The following is a 15,876-nucleotide window of genomic DNA, read 5'->3' as shown; positions in this document are numbered from 1 at the left end:
ATCTTCGTCTGATCTGTTCCGACACCAGTCAAGCGCGGGATCCCCTCTCCCGTTTGGGAGAGGGGTAGGGGTGAGGGTGGCTCGGCTTCCAGATAAGCCGCCGCCCGTCAAGCTGGGCAGCTCGCCGGTTCCGGGTCATTGCGGGACCCGAGCCACCCTCACGCGGGATCTTCGATCCCCCGGCCCCTCTCCCACGCGGGAGAGGGGAGATGCGCTCCACCTTTTGAGCCGCGTTGTACGGCTCCGGTCAGGACACCTCTCCCATGCCGATGGACAAGTACGATCCCTACGACTTCGCCAACCGCCGCCATATCGGCCCGTCGGTGGACGAGATCGCCCGCATGCTGGAGGTGGTCGGTGCCGACACCCTCGACGCCCTGATCGACGAGACCCTGCCGGCCGGCATCCGCCAGAGAGAAGCCACCGAGTTCGGCGCCGCCCTGTCGGAGCGCCGGGCGATCGAGCGCCTGCGGGCGACCGCCAACAAGAACAAGCTGCTGACCTCGCTGATCGGCCAGGGCTACCACGGCACCACGATGCCGCCGGCGATCCAGCGCAACATCTTCGAGAACCCGGCCTGGTACACGGCCTATTCGCCCTATCAGCCCGAGATCAGCCAGGGCCGGCTCGAAGCGCTCCTCAACTTCCAGACCTGCGTCGGCGACCTGACCGGGCTCGACATCGCCAACGCCTCGCTGCTCGACGAGGCCACGGCCGCCGCCGAGGCGATGGGGATGGCGCGCCGGATCGCCAGTGCCAAGCCCGACACCTTCTTCGTCGACGCGCAGTGCCTGCCGCAGACCATCGCGGTCCTGAAGACCCGGGCCGAGCCGTTCGGCTGGCGCATCGTCGTCGGCGACCCCTTCGCCGACCTCGATCCCGCCTCGGTCTTCGGCGCGATCTTCCAGTATCCGGGCGTCGAGGGCGCGGCCCACGACTTCACCGCCGTGATCGCGAAGCTCCACGACTTCGGGGCCATCGCCGTGGTGGCGGCCGATCCGCTGGCGCTCACGGTGCTGAAACCCCCGGGCGAGATGGGGGCGGACATCGCGGTCGGCTCGATGCAGCGCTTCGGCGTGCCGATGGGCTATGGCGGGCCGCACGCCGCCTACATGGCGACGCGGGACGCCCACAAGCGGGCGTTGCCCGGGCGCATCGTCGGGGTGTCGGTCGATTCCCGCGGCAACCGCGCCTACCGGCTCTCGCTCCAGACCCGCGAGCAGCACATCCGGCGCGAGAAGGCGACCTCGAACATCTGCACCAGCCAGGTGCTGCTGGCGGTCATCGCCTCGATGTACGCGGTGTTCCACGGGCCGCGCGGGCTCAAGGCGATCGCGATGCGCATCCACCGCGACGCGACGCGGCTCGCCGCCGGGCTGAACGCCCTCGGCTTCGAGACCCATCCGGACGCCTTCTTCGACACGATCACCGTGACGGTCGGCCCGTTCCAGGGCGTGATCCTGAAGAACGCCGTCGCCAACGGGATCAACCTGCGGAAAGTGGGCACCGACCGGATCGGCATCACGGTCGACGAGCGCACGCGGCCCGACATCATCGAGGCGGTGTGGCGCGCCTTCGGCGGCGACAGCCTGGCGTATGACGAATCCTGGCCCGAGCCGCGGCTGCCGGCGGATCTCGTGCGCACCTCCGAGTACCTGACCCACCCGATCTTCCACATGAACCGGGCCGAGAGCGAGATGACGCGCTACATGCGCCGCCTCGCCGACCGCGACCTCGCCCTCGACCGGGCGATGATCCCGCTCGGCTCGTGCACGATGAAGCTGAATGCCACGGCGGAGATGCTGCCGGTCTCGTGGCCGGAATTCTCGGAGCTGCACCCCTTCGCGCCGAAGGACCAGGCCGAGGGCTATGCCGAGATGATCGCCGATCTCTCGCAGAAACTCGCCGACATCACCGGCTACGCGGCGATCTCGATGCAGCCGAATTCCGGCGCGCAGGGCGAGTATGCGGGGCTGCTCGCGATCCGCGCCTACCACCTGTCGCGCGGCGACGGGCACCGGACCGTCTGCCTGATCCCGTCCTCGGCCCACGGCACCAACCCGGCCTCGGCGCAGATGTGCGGCATGACCGTCGTGGTGGTCGGCGCCGACCGCGACGGCAACGTCGACGTGGCCGATTTCCGCGCCAAGGCCGAGAAGCATGGGGCCAACCTCGCCGCCTGCATGATCACCTACCCGTCCACCCACGGGGTGTTCGAGGAGGCGGTGCGGGAGATCTGCGACATCACCCACGCCCATGGGGGCCAAGTCTACCTCGACGGCGCCAACCTCAATGCGCTGGTCGGCCTCGCGCGGCCCGGCGACATCGGGGCCGATGTCAGCCACATCAACCTGCACAAGACCTTCTGCATCCCGCATGGCGGCGGCGGGCCCGGCATGGGGCCGATCGGCGTCAAGGCGCACCTGATCCCGTTCCTGCCCGGCCACGTCGAGACCGACGGGCGCGAGTTCTCGGTCTCGGCGGCGCCGTACGGCTCCGCGGCGATCCTGCCGATCTCGTGGAGCTACTGCCTGCTGATGGGCGGACGCGGGCTGACGCAGGCCACCCGCATCGCGATCCTCAACGCCAACTACATCGCGCGTCGCCTCGCCGGGGCCTTCGATGTCCTCTACACCGGCACCCACGGCCGGGTGGCGCATGAATGCATCATCGACGCCCGCCCGCTGATGAAGAGCGCGGGCGTCAGCGTCGAGGACATCGCCAAGCGGCTGATCGATTGCGGCTTCCACCCGCCGACGATGAGCTGGCCGGTGGCCGGCACCCTGATGATCGAGCCGACCGAATCCGAGACCAAGGGCGAGATCGATCGCTTCTGCGACGCCATGCTGGCGATCCGCGACGAGATCCGGGCGATCGAGGAAGGCCGGATGGACCGGGCCGACAACCCGCTCAAGAACGCGCCCCACACCGTGGAAGACCTCATCGGTGCATGGGAGCGGCCTTATTCCCGCGAGGCCGCCTGCTTCCCGGCCGGCGCCTTCCGGGTCGACAAGTACTGGCCGCCGGTCAACCGGGTCGACAATGCCTATGGCGACCGCAACCTCGTCTGTGCCTGCCCGCCGGTGGAGAGCTACATGAAGGCGGCGGAGTAGGACGCCAGCGGCGCCCAACCTCGACGGAGGCCGGGCGCCGATCGGATCAGGCCGCGTCCGAGACGCGAAGCTCGACGTGAAGCCCGGCTGCGGCCAGCAGGGCGACGAGATCGTCGAGTGGAAACAGGTCGATCCTGCCGCGCAGGAGATCTACAACGCGGGGCTCCGTCGCGCCGAGTCTTTGCGCCGCCTCGGCCTGCGTCCACTCCTTCGCTCCGATGTGTCGATCCAGCGCCATCAACAGGGCGGAGCGGAGCTTCATTGTCTGAGCATCCGCGGGTGTATCCTCGATGGCATCCCACACGCTCGCAAAACCGTCGTCGCTCATCGGCCTAGCTCCCTCGCGAGATTGGCGTAGCGCTTCGATGCCAGATCCAGATCCGCGGCGCTCGTCTTCTGTGTCTTCTTCTGAAAGCAGTGTCGTACGTGGACCGCATTGGCGAACTTGGCGACATAGATTACCCGGAACGCACCAGCCTCGTCCCGTATCCTAATTTCCTGCACGCCGATCCCGATAGTGGGCATCGGCTTCCAGTCGTTCGGCGCCAGCCCGTTCTGGACCCTGTCGAGCTGATAACCCGCTTCACGCCGCGCCGCGTGCGAGAAGGCACGCAGATCGCCGAGGGAGCTGCCGTGAAACTTGAGCACCTTCATACAACGAACCTACGAAGTGTTTGTACGCTCGTCGCGGATGCGGGCAAATCCCTTCACGTCAACGCGCTCACCCCGCCTCCCCCAGATAATCCCGCCAGATCGCCTTCTCGCCCATGCCCGCCGCGAAGGCCGCATGGGCCGCCAGCTCGGCCTCGGTGAGGCGGCTGCGGGTCGGGCGGGGGCCGTGCTCGACCGGCGCGGCGTGCAGGCTCGGTCCGGCCGGGCCGGCATTGCCCTCGACCGTCAGACCGAGCGTCGTCTGCTTGCCGCCGAGCAGCTCGATATAGACTTCCGCCAGGATCTGCGAGTCGAGGAGCGCGCCGTGCTTGGTGCGGCGGGAATTGTCGATGCCGTAGCGCGAGCACAGCGCGTCGAGGTTGTTGGCGGCGCCCGGATGCTTGCGCCGGGCGAGCGCCAGGGTGTCGACGACGGAGGCGAGCTCGATCAGCGGCGGGGATTTGTCGCCGAGCCGCGCGTACTCCGCGTTGAGGAAGCCGACGTCGAAGGCGGCGTTGTGGATCACGAGGGTCGCGTCGCCGCAGAACGCGAGGAAATCGGGCAGGATCTGGGCGAAGAGCGGCTTGTCGGCGAGGAACGCATCCGAGAGGCCGTGGACCCGGAACGCGCCCTCCGACACCGCCCGCTGCGGGTTGATGTAGCGGTGGAACTCGCGCCCCGACGGAATGTGGTTGAGGAGCTCGATGCAGCCGATCTCGATCAGCCGGTCGGTCTTGGCCTCGGTACCGGTGGTCTCGGTGTCGAGGACGATCTCGCGCAGCATGCCTGCGGCTCCCTTCCAGACGTGGGTTTCGACCGGTGTAGCGACGAAGCGTTAACCGGCCCGCCTCGCCGCGGCGGCCGCGATCACCGCGTCGACCTGCGCCTCGGCGTGCGGGAAGCCCCGGTCGGTCTCGATGAGGTAATCGGCGCGGCGGCGCTTCTCGGCATCGGGCATCTGCTTGGCCAGGATCTGCCCGAAGGCCTCCTCGGTCATGCCCGGCCGGGCGAGCACCCGGGCGCGCTGCACCTCCGGCGGGGCGGTCACCACCGCGACGGCGTCGCACCCCGCCTCGCCGCCGGTCTCGAACAGGAGCGGCACGTCGAGCACGACGAGGGCTGAGGCGGCATGGATGGCGAGGAACTCGTCCCGGGCCCGCCGCACCAGGGGATGGACCAGGGATTCGAGACGGCGCAGGCGCTCAGTGTCGCCGAGGACCGCGTTGCGCAACGCCGTGCGGTCGACCGAGCCGTCGGGCGCGAGCGTGCCGGGAAAGGCCTCGCCGATGGCGATTGCGGCGGCCCCGCCCGGCCCGTAGAGGGCGTGGACGCAGGCATCGGCATCGTGGACCGGCACGTGTCGGGCACGGAACATCGCCGCGGTGGCGCTCTTGCCCATGCCGATCGAGCCGGTCAGCCCGAGGATGAAGGGCCGGCTCATCCGTGGCTCCCGAGATCGGCGACGATGCGGGCGCGCAAATCCGGCGACACCGCGGGCGTGCGGCCGAACCATCGCGAAAAACCCGGCACCGCCTGGTGCAGCAGCATGCCGAGCCCGTCGACGGCGGGAAGCCCCCGGGCGCGGGCGGCGGCGAGCAGCGGGGTCTCGAGCGGCACGTAGACGATGTCGGCCACCGCCGCCGCGGCGGGCAACGGCGCGAGGTCGAGGGCGAGCGGGTCCTGCCCGGCCATGCCGAGCGCCGTGGTGTTGATGAGGAGCCCGGTCTCCGGGAGACGGGCCGGCACCGCGTCCCAGGCCACTGCGGCGATGCGGGCCGGATCGAGGGCCGTCAGCCCCTCGGCCCGCTCGGCGCTGCGGTTGGCGACGATCAGGCGGGGAAGGCCGCGCTCCAGGAGCCCGACCAGGATCGCCCGGGCCGCCCCGCCGGCGCCGAGCACCAGGGTGGCACGCCCCGCGGCGAGGCCCGTCGCCGCCGGCCAGCCCGCGCCGAGGCTGGCATCGAGATGGGCGAGGAAGCCCGGCGCGTCGGTGTTGTCGCCGAAGAGGCGCCCGTCCTCGAACCACAGGGTGTTGACGGCGCCGATCCGCTCCGCCCGCGGCGTCAGCACCTGGCTGAGGCGGAACGCCGCCTCCTTGTGCGGGATCGTGACGTTGCCGCCGACGAAGCCCTCGGCCCGGAGGCTGCGGACGAAATCCGGGAAGGCGTCGGGATGGACGTCGACACGCTCGTAAGTCCCGGGCAGGCCGTGCTCGGCGAGCCAGTGGCCGTGGATCAGCGGCGAGCGCGAATGGCCGATCGGGTGGCCGACCACGAAGGCTCGGGGGTGTGGAATCGTCATCGCGAAGGTCGTCTCAGAACGCCAGCAGGCCCCGCTCCCGCAGGCGCGCGAGCAAGGCCAGGAGCGGCAGGCCCAGGATGGTCGAGTGGTCGCCCTCGATCCGGTCGAACAGGTGGATGCCCGCGCCCTCGAGCTGGTAGGCGCCGACGCTGCCGGTGACGGCGGGGCCGGCGGCGTCGAGATAGGCGGCGATCCCCGCCTCGTCGAGGGCGCGCATGGTGAGCCGCGCGGTCGCGACGAAGCGCTCCACCACCGCGCCGTCGACCGCCAGGGCCACGGCGGAATGGAGCGCGTGGGTGCGCCCCTGCAACCGCGCGAGATGGGCGGCGGCCCCGGCCCGGTCGGCGGGCTTGTGGAACACCGTGCCGTCGAGGTCGAGCACCTGGTCGGCGCCGATCACTACCCGGTCGGGGGCCTGGACCGCGACTGCGGCGGCCTTGGCTTCGGCCAGGCGCCCGGCGAGATCGACGGGGGAGAGGCCGGCGGCCTGCGCCTCGACGGCGCGCTCGTCGACGCCCGGCGACCGGGTCTCGGGATCGAGCCCCGCGGAGGCGAGCAGCGCGCGCCGGGTCGGGCTGGTCGAGGCGAGGAGGAGCGGCGCGGACCCGCGCCAGAGCGGGGAGGGGGACGGCATCGGCGTCAATCGGCGATGAACTTCAGCCGGTGCTCGCGGTGGAGGTCGACGATCGCCGCCGCCGTCTCCTCGATCGAGCGCCGGGTGACGTCGATCACCGGCCAGCGGTTGCGGGCGAAGAGCCGGCGCGAGGTCGCGATCTCGTTCGCCACCGCATCGCGGTCGACGTAGGAGGAGGAATCGTCGGCCTTGAGGCTGAGCAGGCGGTTCTGGCGGATCTGGACGATCCGCTCCGGCGAGGCGATCAGCCCGACGATGAGCGGCTGGCGCAGGGTCTCCAGCACCGCCGGCGGCGGCACGCCGGGGATCAGCGGGATGTTGGTGGTCTTCAGGCCGCGATTGGCGAGGTAGATCGCCGTCGGCGTCTTCGAGGTGCGGCTCACCCCGAGCAGGATCACGTCCGCCTCGTTGAGGTCCGGCGGCAGGTTGCCGTCGTCGTGGGCGAGCGTGAAGTTCATCGCGTCGATGCGCTTGAAGTACTCCGCGTTCAGCATGTGCTGGGCGCCCGGCCGGGCGGTGGAGTGGGTGCCGAGATAGGATTGCAGCAGCCGGTGCACCGGCTCGAGCACCGAGAGCAGCGGCGAGCCGGTGGCCCGGCAGGCCTCCTCCAGCCGCTCGGTCAGCTCGCGCCCGACCAGGGTATAGAGCACGATGCCGGGGGCCTGCTCGATCTCGTTGATCACCCGTTCGAGCTGGGTGCCCGAGCGCACGAGGGGATAGACGTGCTCGATCGCCGACACCCCCTCGTACTGCGCCGCCGCGGCGCGGCCGACATTGATCAGGGTCTCGCCGGTGGAATCCGACACGAGGTGGAGGTGGAAGTAGCTGCGGACCACGCGGGCTCCCCGGGTTCGCCGCGGGTGCGGCGGACTCTCGCGCATTTTCCGACGCGGCGGAGACCGGTTCGTCGAGGGAAAATGCAGCACGATCAAGGACCTGGAGCTGCACCCGAGGCCAGGGCGATCGGGCGCGTCTCCAGGTCGATTCCGGCGCCCGGTGCGTCGTCCACCGATCGGCCGCGCGGAGTCGATGAGTGTGGATAATGCGCCGCGGAGGCGAGGTCCAGGCGGGAGGCCTGTGGGTTAACGGCTCGACGGCTCAACAGGCCTGCCGTTAACACTCGTGGCGGGCCGCCCGTGGGAGAATCCGGGACGTGGGACGCCTGAGTCGAGGCCGGCAGGGGCCAAGCCCCTCCTGACTCTCGCGATCCTTCGACAATGGAGCAAATCTGTTAAAGGCCTCTTAACGCACCGGCGGTGGGGACGGCCTGTGGACGGGCCTGGGGCCCCGCGATGCCTGCCCCCAATAGAAAAAACAGATTCCTAGAATCTCTCTTTTCTTTTCAGAGGCCTGGCTGGGGATGGGCATCGCCGGGGGTCGCGACGACGCGCCGGGCTGGCGCCGAGGGGCGGTTCTCGGCATAGGGAAACGGGCCGCCGGCGTGGCGGAATCGGGTTTTCGGGGGGGACGAGAGAATGGGCGGGACCGCGGGAGCCGGACGGGGAGCCGCTGAGCGGCCGATCCTGCGGGTGCTGGCCGGCGAGGCGCTGTCGCCGCCGCCGGCCTGGATGATGCGCCAGGCCGGGCGCTACCTCCCGGAATACCGGGCCGTGCGGGCCGAGGCGGGCTCCTTCCTCGACCTCTGCTACAACCCCGACTTCGCCACCGAGGTCACCCTCCAGCCGATCCGCCGCTTCGGCTTCGAGGCGTCGATCCTGTTCTCCGACATCCTGGTCGTGCCCCACGCGCTCGGCCAGGACGTGCGCTTCGTGGAAGGGGAGGGGCCCCGCCTCGACCCGATGGCCGGCCGGCCCGAATTCGACCGGCTGATCGAGGCCGGCGACCCGCGGATCATGCGACACCTGGCGCCCGTGTTCGAGACCGTCGGCCGCCTGCGGGCGGAGCTGCCGGCCGAGACGACGCTGCTCGGCTTCTGCGGCGCGCCCTGGACGGTGGCGAGCTACATGATCGGCGGGCGCGGCACGCCGGATCTTGCGCCGGCCCGCGCCCTCGCCGCCCGCGACCCCGCTCTCCTCGACGCCTTGATCGACCGGCTGGTCGCGGTCTCGATCGAGTACCTGGTGCGCCAGTTCGAGGCCGGCGCCGACGCGGTGCAGATCTTCGAGAGCCATGCCGGCAGCCTGCCGGACGTGCCGGCCGGCGAGACCGGCGACGCGCTGGCGCGCTGGAGCCTCGAACCGATCGCCCGGATGGTGTCGGGCATCCGTGCCCGGGTGCCGGGCGCCAAGATCATCGTCTTCGCCCGCGGCTCCGGGCTCGAGGGACATGCCCGCGTCGCCGCCGAGACCGGTGCCGACGCGGTCGGGGTCGACTGGGCGGTGGATCTGAAGGCGCTCCGCGCCCGCCTGCCGGCCTCGGTGGTCACGCAGGGCAACCTCCACCCCGAGACCCTGATCGCCGGCGGCGCGGCGCTCGACGCCGCCGTGGACGCGATCCTGGAGGCGACCGCCGGCACGCCCCACATCTTCAACCTCGGCCACGGCATCACCCCGCAGACGCCGATCGCGCATGTCGAGCGGATGCTGGCGCGGCTGCGGGGGTGAGGGGAGGGGGCCACCACAACAACCCTCCCCCTCTGCGGGGGAGGGTTCAGGGGCGGTGTCCGTCGCTCCCGCACCGCGCAACCTGCTGTCAGATTTCGAAAAACCTCACATCTCCACGAGGAACCATCCCACCGTGTATCTCTGGATCAAGGCCGCCCACATCATCTCGCTCATCGCCTGGATGGCGGCGATGCTCTACCTGCCGCGGCTGTTCGTCTACCACGCCGCGCTGCCGGCGGGCTCGCTCCAGGGCGAGACCTTCAAGGTGATGGAGCGGCGCCTCGCCAAGGCGATCATGCTGCCGGGCATGATCGCCACCTGGATCTTCGGTATCGCGCTCGTGGTGATGAGCGGCGCCTATACCCAGGGCTGGCTGCACGCCAAGGTCGCCCTGGTGCTGGCGATGAGCGGCATCCACGGCTGGTTGTCGCGGATGGTCAAGGACTTCGCCGCCGACCGGAACACCTGCAGCCCCAAATTCTACCGGGTGCTCAACGAGGTGCCGACGGTGCTGATGATCCTCATCGTGATCCTGGTGGTGGTGAAGCCGTTCTGAGGGACACGGGCCCGCCTCGCGGGACAGTCGGTTCGAGGAAATGGCATGAAACGAGATGGCATGGCCGGCATCGAGACCCAGACCCTCTCCCTCGTCCTGGCCGGGCGTTCCCTGACCCTGCCGGCCGACCGGATCGGCGAAGGCGCGCCGGCCCTGCTGCTGCCGGCCCTGTCCTCGATCTCGACCCGCGAGGAGATGCGGCCCCTGGCGATGCGGCTTTCCGCCCGCCACCGCTGCCTGGTGCCGGACTGGCCGGGCTTCGGCGCGCAACCCCGCGCCCGGGTGCCGCTCGCGCCCGACATGCTCCACGCCTTCCTCGACGCGCTCGTGGCGCGGGAGCCCGGCCCCTACGCGCTCGGGGTCGCGGCGGGCCACGCCGCCGGCTACCTCGTCGCCGCGGCGGCGCGCCACCCCGGCGCCTTCGCCCGGCTGGTCCTGGTGGCGCCGACCTGGCGCGGCCCGCTGCCGACGGCGATGGGCGAGGAGCGCCGGCCGCTCTTCGGGCGCCTGCGCCGCGCGGTCGAGGCGCCAGGCATCGGCACCCTGCTCTACCGGCTGAACGTCAGCACGCCGGTCGTCTCCCGGATGATGCGGGCCCACGTCTATGCCGATCCGGCGCGGGTCACCCCGGCCCTCCTCGCCGACAAGCAGCGGGTGACGCACCAGCCCCGCGCCCGCTTCGGTACCGCCGCCTTCGTCACCGGCGGGCTCGACCCGGTCCGGACCCGCGAGGCGTTCCACGCCCTGTTCGGCCCCGGCCTGCCGCCGGTCACGGTGCTGCGCCCGAAAGGCGCACCGCGCCGCTCCGGCGCCGAGATGACGGCGCTCGCCGAGACCGGCCGGGTCCGGAGCGTCGAGATCCCGGGGGCGCTCGCCGCCCACGAGGAGTACCCCGAGGCGGTCGCGGCCGCGATCCTCGCCGCCGAGGTGTGAGGCGATGCGGGCGCTCCTCGCCGCGGCGCTCGCCCTCTGCGCCTCCGTTTCCTGGGTTGCAGCCGAGGCGGCCCGCCCGGCGCCCCGTCCCTACCTGGCGGACGGCGTCCTCGACGTCCCCGCCCTGCTGCCGCCGCCGCCGATGCCGGGCAGCGCCGCGCACGCGGCCGATGCGGCGAGCTACGCGGCGACCCGGGCGCTCGCCGGCACGCCGCGCTGGCAGCGCGCCGCCGCCGACGTGCCCTCGGGCGTCCCCCGGCTCCTCGACGGCTTCTCCTGCGCCGCCGGCCGGCGCCTCGATCCCGCCCGCCTGCCGGCCCTCGCCGACCTCCTCGCCCGCACCCGCCGCGACGTGGTGGCGGTAGTGCGCGACGCCAAGCTGCGTTTCGCGCGGGCGCGGCCGCATCTCGGCAACGACGCGCCGCTCTGCGTCCCGCGCAGCGAGGCGCTCGACCGGAGCTTCGCCTACCCGTCCGGCCACGCCACAGAGGGCTGGACCTTCGGCCTCGTCCTCGCCGCCCTGCTGCCGGAGCGCGCCGGGCCGATCCTGCGCCGCGCCCGGATCTACGGCGAGAGCCGGATCGTCTGCGGGGTCCACTGGGCGAGCGACGTCGAGGCGGGCCGGCTCACCGGCAGCGCCCTGTTCGCGGCCCTGGTGGGCGATGCCGCGTTCCGGGCCGACCTCGAGCGGGCCCGGGCCGAGATCGCCGGAGCCGCGGAGGCGCCCGATCCGGCGGCCTGTGCGGCGGAGGAGGCGGCAAGCTCCTTGCCGTGACGCCCCTTTCCCGGACGACTGGAGCATCGGCGGACGGAGATCCGGGACCGGGAGAGGATCGTCGAACGAGAACGGCGCCCGACCGCATCGCGATCGGGCGCCGCCTCGAAGCCTCGGGACGACTCCCGTCAGGCCGACTTGCGCTTGGCCTGCCGCGCCCGCCGCCCGAGAATGTTGAGCGCCTCGACGCCGGCCGAGAAGGCCATGGCGGTGTAGACGTAGCCCTTCGGCACGTGGGCCCCGAAGCCCTCCGCGATCAGCGTCATGCCGATCATGATGAGGAAGCCCAGCGCCAGCATCACCACCGTCGGGTTGGCGGCGATGAAGCGCGACAGCGGATCGGCGGCCACCAGCATCACGGTCACCGCGGCGACGACCGCAATCACCATGATCGGCACGTGCTCGGTCATGCCGACCGCCGTGATGATGCTGTCGATCGAGAACACCAGGTCGAGGATCAGGATCTGGCCGATCGCCGCGGCGAAGCCGAGGGAGGCAGCCCCGCCGGTCGTCTCCTGCGGGCCGGGATCGAGGCTGTGGTGGATCTCCTTGGTGGCCTTCCAGAGCAGGAACAGGCCGCCGGCGATCAGGATCATGTCGCGCCAGGACAGCCCCTTGCCGAAGATCTCGAACACCGGCTGGGTCAGGTGGACGATGTAGGCGACGGTGCCGAGCAGCGCGAGGCGCAGGATCAGCGCGAGCCCGATGCCGATGCGCCGGGCGCGCGACTGCTGCCCGGCCGGCAGCTTGTTGGTGATGATCGAGATGAAGATCAGGTTGTCGATGCCGAGCACGACCTCCATCACGACGAGGGTCGCGAGGGCGGCCCAGGCCGTCGGGTCGGCGGCGAGCTGGATGAGCGAATCCACGGCGGGCGGTCCTCTCTACGGGAAGATCGAGGGGCGGCCCGCCGGCGATGCCGGCGCGGGGAGATCGGGGGCGTGGACCTGCACGGCCTGTCGCAGCACCCGGACATGGGCGGGGGTGTAGGTGGTCAATTCGCCGTCGGTGTTGACCGGGCGCGGCTTCTTGGTGCGCAGGATCACCTCGGTGGTCTGGAAGGCGCGCACGTCGGCGGCCTTGCCCTGCGTGCCCCGGCGCAGGGCCGGCAGCAGGGCGAGGAGCCGCCACCAATGGGCGACCTCCAGGCTGTAGAAGTTGAGCAGCCCGTCATCGACGGTGGCGTTCTCCTCCACCGTCATGCCGCCGCCGTAGTGGCGGCCGTTGCCGACCGAGACCTGGATGGTGCGCACCGTCTCCACCGTGCCGTCGTGCTCGATGTAGACCGTGAACGGCCGCGCCCGCCGCAGCAGCCGGAACGCCGCGACGCCGTATCCGATCGTGCCGAGGCGGCGCTTGAGGTCGGCCGTCAGCTCGCCGGCGAGATCGGCCGAGAAGCCGATGCTGGCGACGTTGAAGAAGTAGTGGCCGTTGACGCAGCCGAGGTCGATCGGCCGGGCCGGCACGGTCGCGATCACCTCGGCCGCCTCCAGCGGATCGGCCGGCAGGCCGAGGCTGCGGGCGAGGTCGTTGGCGGTGCCGAGCGGGAGGATGCCGAGCGGCAGCTGCGCCTCGGCGAGCGCCTGGGCCGCGGCGTTGAGGGTGCCGTCGCCGCCGCCCAGGATCACCATGTCGCAGGTGGCCGCGTGGGCGTGGATCAGCGCCTTGCAGTCGCTCTCCTCCGGCGGCGGATCGACCGGCTCGATGCCGCCGCGGCGCAGCACGCCCTTCACGGCCTCGAGATCGAGCCCGCCGTTGCGGGCCTTTTTGTTGACGACGAGCAGGGCTCGCCGCGGGGCGTCAGCGCCGGACATCGGCGCCTCCCGCGACGGGACGGGGATGGATGAGGGGAATGACGCGCAAGGCTGCGGGCCCTCCAGTGCGATCGTGCCGCGTCAGCACAAAGGCAGAGAAGGGGTCCGACATCGCGGTCGACGCCTCGAACCGCCAGAGGGGCCCGGACCCGGGGAGCCCTTGAGGTGGGGTCGCGGCCGCGCTTGGCAAGGGGGCCTTTCCGCAAGGACCCCCTCGTCTTGTCGTCGTCAAGAACGTCCGTGGGTCGCCGGCGCCGGGGATGTGCGGAGCGTGGGTAGCGGGGAGGGCCGGCGCGCCCCGGCGCATCCGCAATGGAACCGTAACCGCAGCGACGAACGTTCACCTCCCTGATCATGATCCTCGCCTGATCGCGCCCTTCCCCCGGTGCCGCCCCCATGTTCTCCTCCCGGCCCTCCTTCTCCCGCATGTCGGCCGCCCTCGTCGGGCTCGGCTTGAGCGCCCTCCTCTCGCCGGCCGCCATCCCGGCCGCCTGGGCGCAGGGCTGGGTCGACCCGCCCGCCCGCGGCGCCGAGGCCCCCGCCGCGCCCAAGGCGGCGCCCAGGGTCGCGCCGACGCCGGCGTTCCGGGCCGAGGCCCCGGCCTCCCCGAAGGCCCAGGGCGGGCTGCGCACGCCGCATCGGGTCGCCGAGGAGACCCGCCGGCCGGCCCGCAGCGGGATCCACGCGGCGACGGAGGCCCGCCGCGCCGCGCGGCTCGCCCGCACCGAGCGGCCGCTGCCGGTCTCGATCCCGGCGCGCCCGCCGGTCGCGGTCTCGGACGGGCAGATGCGCGACTGGGCGGTGGCGTCGCAGCGCCTCGCCCGCGACTACCTGGCATCGATCTCGGGACCGAACGGCGAGACCCTGGCGGCGGCGCCGGGCTTCTACGGCAGCCAGGTCGTGTTCCACGGCCGGACGATGAGCGTCGCCAGCCTGATGTCCGAGAAGCGCCGCTTCGTGCAGCGCTGGCCCGAACGGCGCTACCGGCCGCGGCCGGATTCCCTGCGCACCGCCTGCAGCGCAGGCCTCGCCCTCTGCCGGGTCCAGGCCGTCGTCGACTTCTCCGCCTCCAGCCCCGACCGCGGCGTGCGCTCGCAGGGCACCGTCGACCTGGAACTGGCGGTCAGCCTCGCGGGCGGCCGGCCGGTGATCGTCTCCGAGAACAGCCGGGTGGTGCGCCGCGAGGCGGTGGCGAGCCGCTGAGCCGCCTCGCCGACGAGAGCGGATCCGGACGCGGCGCCCGCGGCGGTGTGACAGGGCGCCGATCGGCCCCTAGATGAGTGGGACGAGGGCTCGCCGCCGGGGCGGGCGGCTCGGGGGCCCCGGCCGGGGCGATGGGATACGATGCGGACATGACCTCGCGTGAGCAGTTGCAGGCGCTGATCCGGGCGGAGATCGACCGGCAGCGCCCCGTCGCGGTGGCCCGTCGCACCCTCGAGCTCCTGGCGGAATCCGCGACCCGCCGCCACGATGCGGCCCCGGGCTACCAGATCGTCGACCGGGACGGGCGCCCGCGCACCCGGACGGTCGCCGGCGAGGCGCAGCCGTTCACCCTGGCCGACCTCGTCGACGAGCTGCGCCGCCAGCACCCGACCCTGTTCCAGCCGCCCGCCGCCCCGAGCCAGGTGCCGGAGACGCCCCGGGACTGGATCGTGGTCAAGCCCGCGGCCGCGCCCGCCGCGCCGCCGCCTCCCGACCGGACCTCGCGCCTGCGGGACGCGCTCGGCGACGTCGCCGCCCGCCTGCGCCGCCCGGAGCGGCGGGCGGAGCCCGAGCCGATCCCTCCGGCCGTCGCGCCGTCCGGGCCGACGGGCGAGGGGCTGAAGCCCGGCCTCGCCCGGCCGCAGCCGGTGGCCGGCCGGAGCGTGCCGCGCCGCCCGCTCTACGCCGCCCTCGGGGCGCTCGTCGTGCTGGGCCTCGGCTACGCCGCCTTGCGCGAGCGCACGCCGACGCGCGAGGCCGCGGTGGTCGCGCAGGCGGCCCCTCCAGAGACCGGCAAGGAGACTGGCAAGCCGGCGGAGACCCGCCCGCCCGAGGCGAGACCCGCCGAGAAGGTACCGGCCGAGGCGAAGGCCGGTGCCGGCGACGCCCGGCCGCCCGCGGCCAGATCCGCGGACGCCAGGCCCGCCGACGCGAAGCGCGAGCCGGGCGAGACCGGGGCCCTGGTGCCGGACGCGGCCGGTCCGCTCGCCGGCGTCGCCGAGGTGCTCGACACCGCGACCCTGCGCCTCGGCGGACGGACCCTGCGCCTCTCCGGGGTCGAATCGGCCCGGGGCGCGCAGGCGAGCGACCTCTCCGGCTACCTCGCCGGCCGCCCGGTGAACTGCCAGCCCAATCCGGGGCGGACCGCCTGGATCTGCACCGTCGACGGCCACGACCTCTCGGAGGTGGTGCTCTACAACGGCGGCGGCCGCGCGACGCCCGAGGCGACGCCGGACCTGGTCGAGGCCGAGCGCCACGCCCGGGCCGGCAAGCTCGGGATCTGGGCCAAGCCTTAGGCTGGTTTCCTCGGCCGCGGTGCCGAAGCCCGCTCGC

16 protein-coding genes are annotated in these 15,876 nt (G+C 72.4%); 7 read left to right on the top strand and 9 right to left on the bottom strand.

The window, feature by feature from the left end:
- Nucleotides 1-263: 263 nt before the first annotated feature.
- Nucleotides 264-3,113 (top strand): aminomethyl-transferring glycine dehydrogenase, encoded by a 2,850-nt coding sequence (gene gcvP, locus A5481_RS13115; RefSeq protein ID WP_048432052.1) that lies wholly within the window; start codon nucleotides 264-266, stop codon nucleotides 3,111-3,113.
- A gap of 46 nt (nucleotides 3,114-3,159) precedes the next feature.
- Here the strand turns inward: gcvP and A5481_RS13110 are convergent, their stop codons facing one another.
- From A5481_RS13110 to A5481_RS13080, 7 genes are all read right to left on the bottom strand, one after another.
- The gene (locus tag A5481_RS13110) at nucleotides 3,160-3,441 is read right to left on the bottom strand and encodes a helix-turn-helix domain-containing protein (protein ID WP_048432053.1); all 282 of its coding nucleotides are present in this window, start codon (nucleotides 3,439-3,441) and stop codon (nucleotides 3,160-3,162) included.
- Nucleotides 3,438-3,767, bottom strand: a complete 330-nt coding sequence (locus A5481_RS13105; RefSeq protein WP_048432054.1) for a type II toxin-antitoxin system RelE/ParE family toxin — start codon at nucleotides 3,765-3,767, stop codon at nucleotides 3,438-3,440. The genes A5481_RS13110 and A5481_RS13105 overlap by 4 nt, the downstream gene beginning before the upstream one ends.
- A gap of 67 nt (nucleotides 3,768-3,834) precedes the next feature.
- On the bottom strand, nucleotides 3,835-4,548 hold the full coding sequence (gene dnaQ, locus A5481_RS13100; protein WP_048432055.1) for a DNA polymerase III subunit epsilon: 714 nt from the start codon (nucleotides 4,546-4,548) through the stop codon (nucleotides 3,835-3,837).
- A gap of 51 nt (nucleotides 4,549-4,599) precedes the next feature.
- Nucleotides 4,600-5,205 carry a dephospho-CoA kinase gene (gene coaE, locus A5481_RS13095; protein WP_048432056.1) on the bottom strand — a complete coding sequence of 202 codons (606 nt, stop codon included), beginning with the start codon at nucleotides 5,203-5,205 and terminating at the stop codon, nucleotides 4,600-4,602.
- A complete protein-coding gene (locus tag A5481_RS13090) occupies nucleotides 5,202-6,065 on the bottom strand; it encodes a shikimate dehydrogenase (protein ID WP_048432057.1) in 864 nt (287 codons plus the stop codon). The genes coaE and A5481_RS13090 overlap by 4 nt, the downstream gene beginning before the upstream one ends.
- A 13-nt stretch (nucleotides 6,066-6,078) precedes the next feature.
- Nucleotides 6,079-6,699: a Maf family protein gene (locus A5481_RS13085; protein ID WP_048432058.1), complete on the bottom strand. Its 621-nt coding sequence runs from the start codon at nucleotides 6,697-6,699 to the stop codon at nucleotides 6,079-6,081.
- Between the two features lie 5 nt (nucleotides 6,700-6,704).
- A complete protein-coding gene (locus A5481_RS13080) occupies nucleotides 6,705-7,535 on the bottom strand; it encodes a pyruvate, water dikinase regulatory protein (protein WP_048432059.1) in 831 nt (276 codons plus the stop codon).
- A gap of 639 nt (nucleotides 7,536-8,174) precedes the next feature.
- Here A5481_RS13080 and hemE point away from each other — a divergent pair.
- From hemE to A5481_RS13060, 4 genes are all read left to right on the top strand, one after another.
- Nucleotides 8,175-9,263 carry a uroporphyrinogen decarboxylase gene (hemE, locus tag A5481_RS13075; protein WP_048432060.1) on the top strand — a complete coding sequence of 363 codons (1,089 nt, stop codon included), beginning with the start codon at nucleotides 8,175-8,177 and terminating at the stop codon, nucleotides 9,261-9,263.
- A 133-nt stretch (nucleotides 9,264-9,396) separates the two neighbouring features.
- On the top strand, nucleotides 9,397-9,819 hold the full coding sequence (gene hemJ, locus A5481_RS35210) for a protoporphyrinogen oxidase HemJ (protein WP_425339719.1): 423 nt from the start codon (nucleotides 9,397-9,399) through the stop codon (nucleotides 9,817-9,819).
- A gap of 69 nt (nucleotides 9,820-9,888) precedes the next feature.
- Nucleotides 9,889-10,752: an alpha/beta fold hydrolase gene (locus tag A5481_RS13065; RefSeq protein WP_048432066.1), complete on the top strand. Its 864-nt coding sequence runs from the start codon at nucleotides 9,889-9,891 to the stop codon at nucleotides 10,750-10,752.
- Between the two features lie 4 nt (nucleotides 10,753-10,756).
- Nucleotides 10,757-11,527, top strand: a complete 771-nt coding sequence (locus A5481_RS13060; protein WP_048432061.1) for an acid phosphatase — start codon at nucleotides 10,757-10,759, stop codon at nucleotides 11,525-11,527.
- A 128-nt stretch (nucleotides 11,528-11,655) separates the two neighbouring features.
- Here A5481_RS13060 and A5481_RS13055 read toward each other — a convergent pair whose 3' ends face one another.
- Nucleotides 11,656-12,396, bottom strand: a complete 741-nt coding sequence (locus tag A5481_RS13055) for a TerC family protein (RefSeq protein ID WP_048432062.1) — start codon at nucleotides 12,394-12,396, stop codon at nucleotides 11,656-11,658.
- Between the two features lie 15 nt (nucleotides 12,397-12,411).
- Nucleotides 12,412-13,341: a lipid kinase gene (locus A5481_RS13050; protein ID WP_048432063.1), complete on the bottom strand. Its 930-nt coding sequence runs from the start codon at nucleotides 13,339-13,341 to the stop codon at nucleotides 12,412-12,414.
- Between the two features lie 396 nt (nucleotides 13,342-13,737).
- Here A5481_RS13050 and A5481_RS13045 point away from each other — a divergent pair, with 396 nt between their 5' ends.
- Complete coding sequence (locus A5481_RS13045; protein ID WP_064503982.1) at nucleotides 13,738-14,544, top strand: hypothetical protein; 807 nt, start codon at nucleotides 13,738-13,740, stop codon at nucleotides 14,542-14,544.
- A 149-nt stretch (nucleotides 14,545-14,693) separates the two neighbouring features.
- Nucleotides 14,694-15,839 (top strand): thermonuclease family protein, encoded by a 1,146-nt coding sequence (locus tag A5481_RS13040; protein WP_053082544.1) that lies wholly within the window; start codon nucleotides 14,694-14,696, stop codon nucleotides 15,837-15,839.
- Nucleotides 15,840-15,876: the final 37 nt, after the last annotated feature.

The organism is Methylobacterium platani, assembly GCF_001653715.1.
GTDB classification, from domain to species: Bacteria; Pseudomonadota; Alphaproteobacteria; order Rhizobiales; family Beijerinckiaceae; genus Methylobacterium; species Methylobacterium platani.
This window is presented reverse-complemented; position numbering and strand designations above follow the sequence as displayed.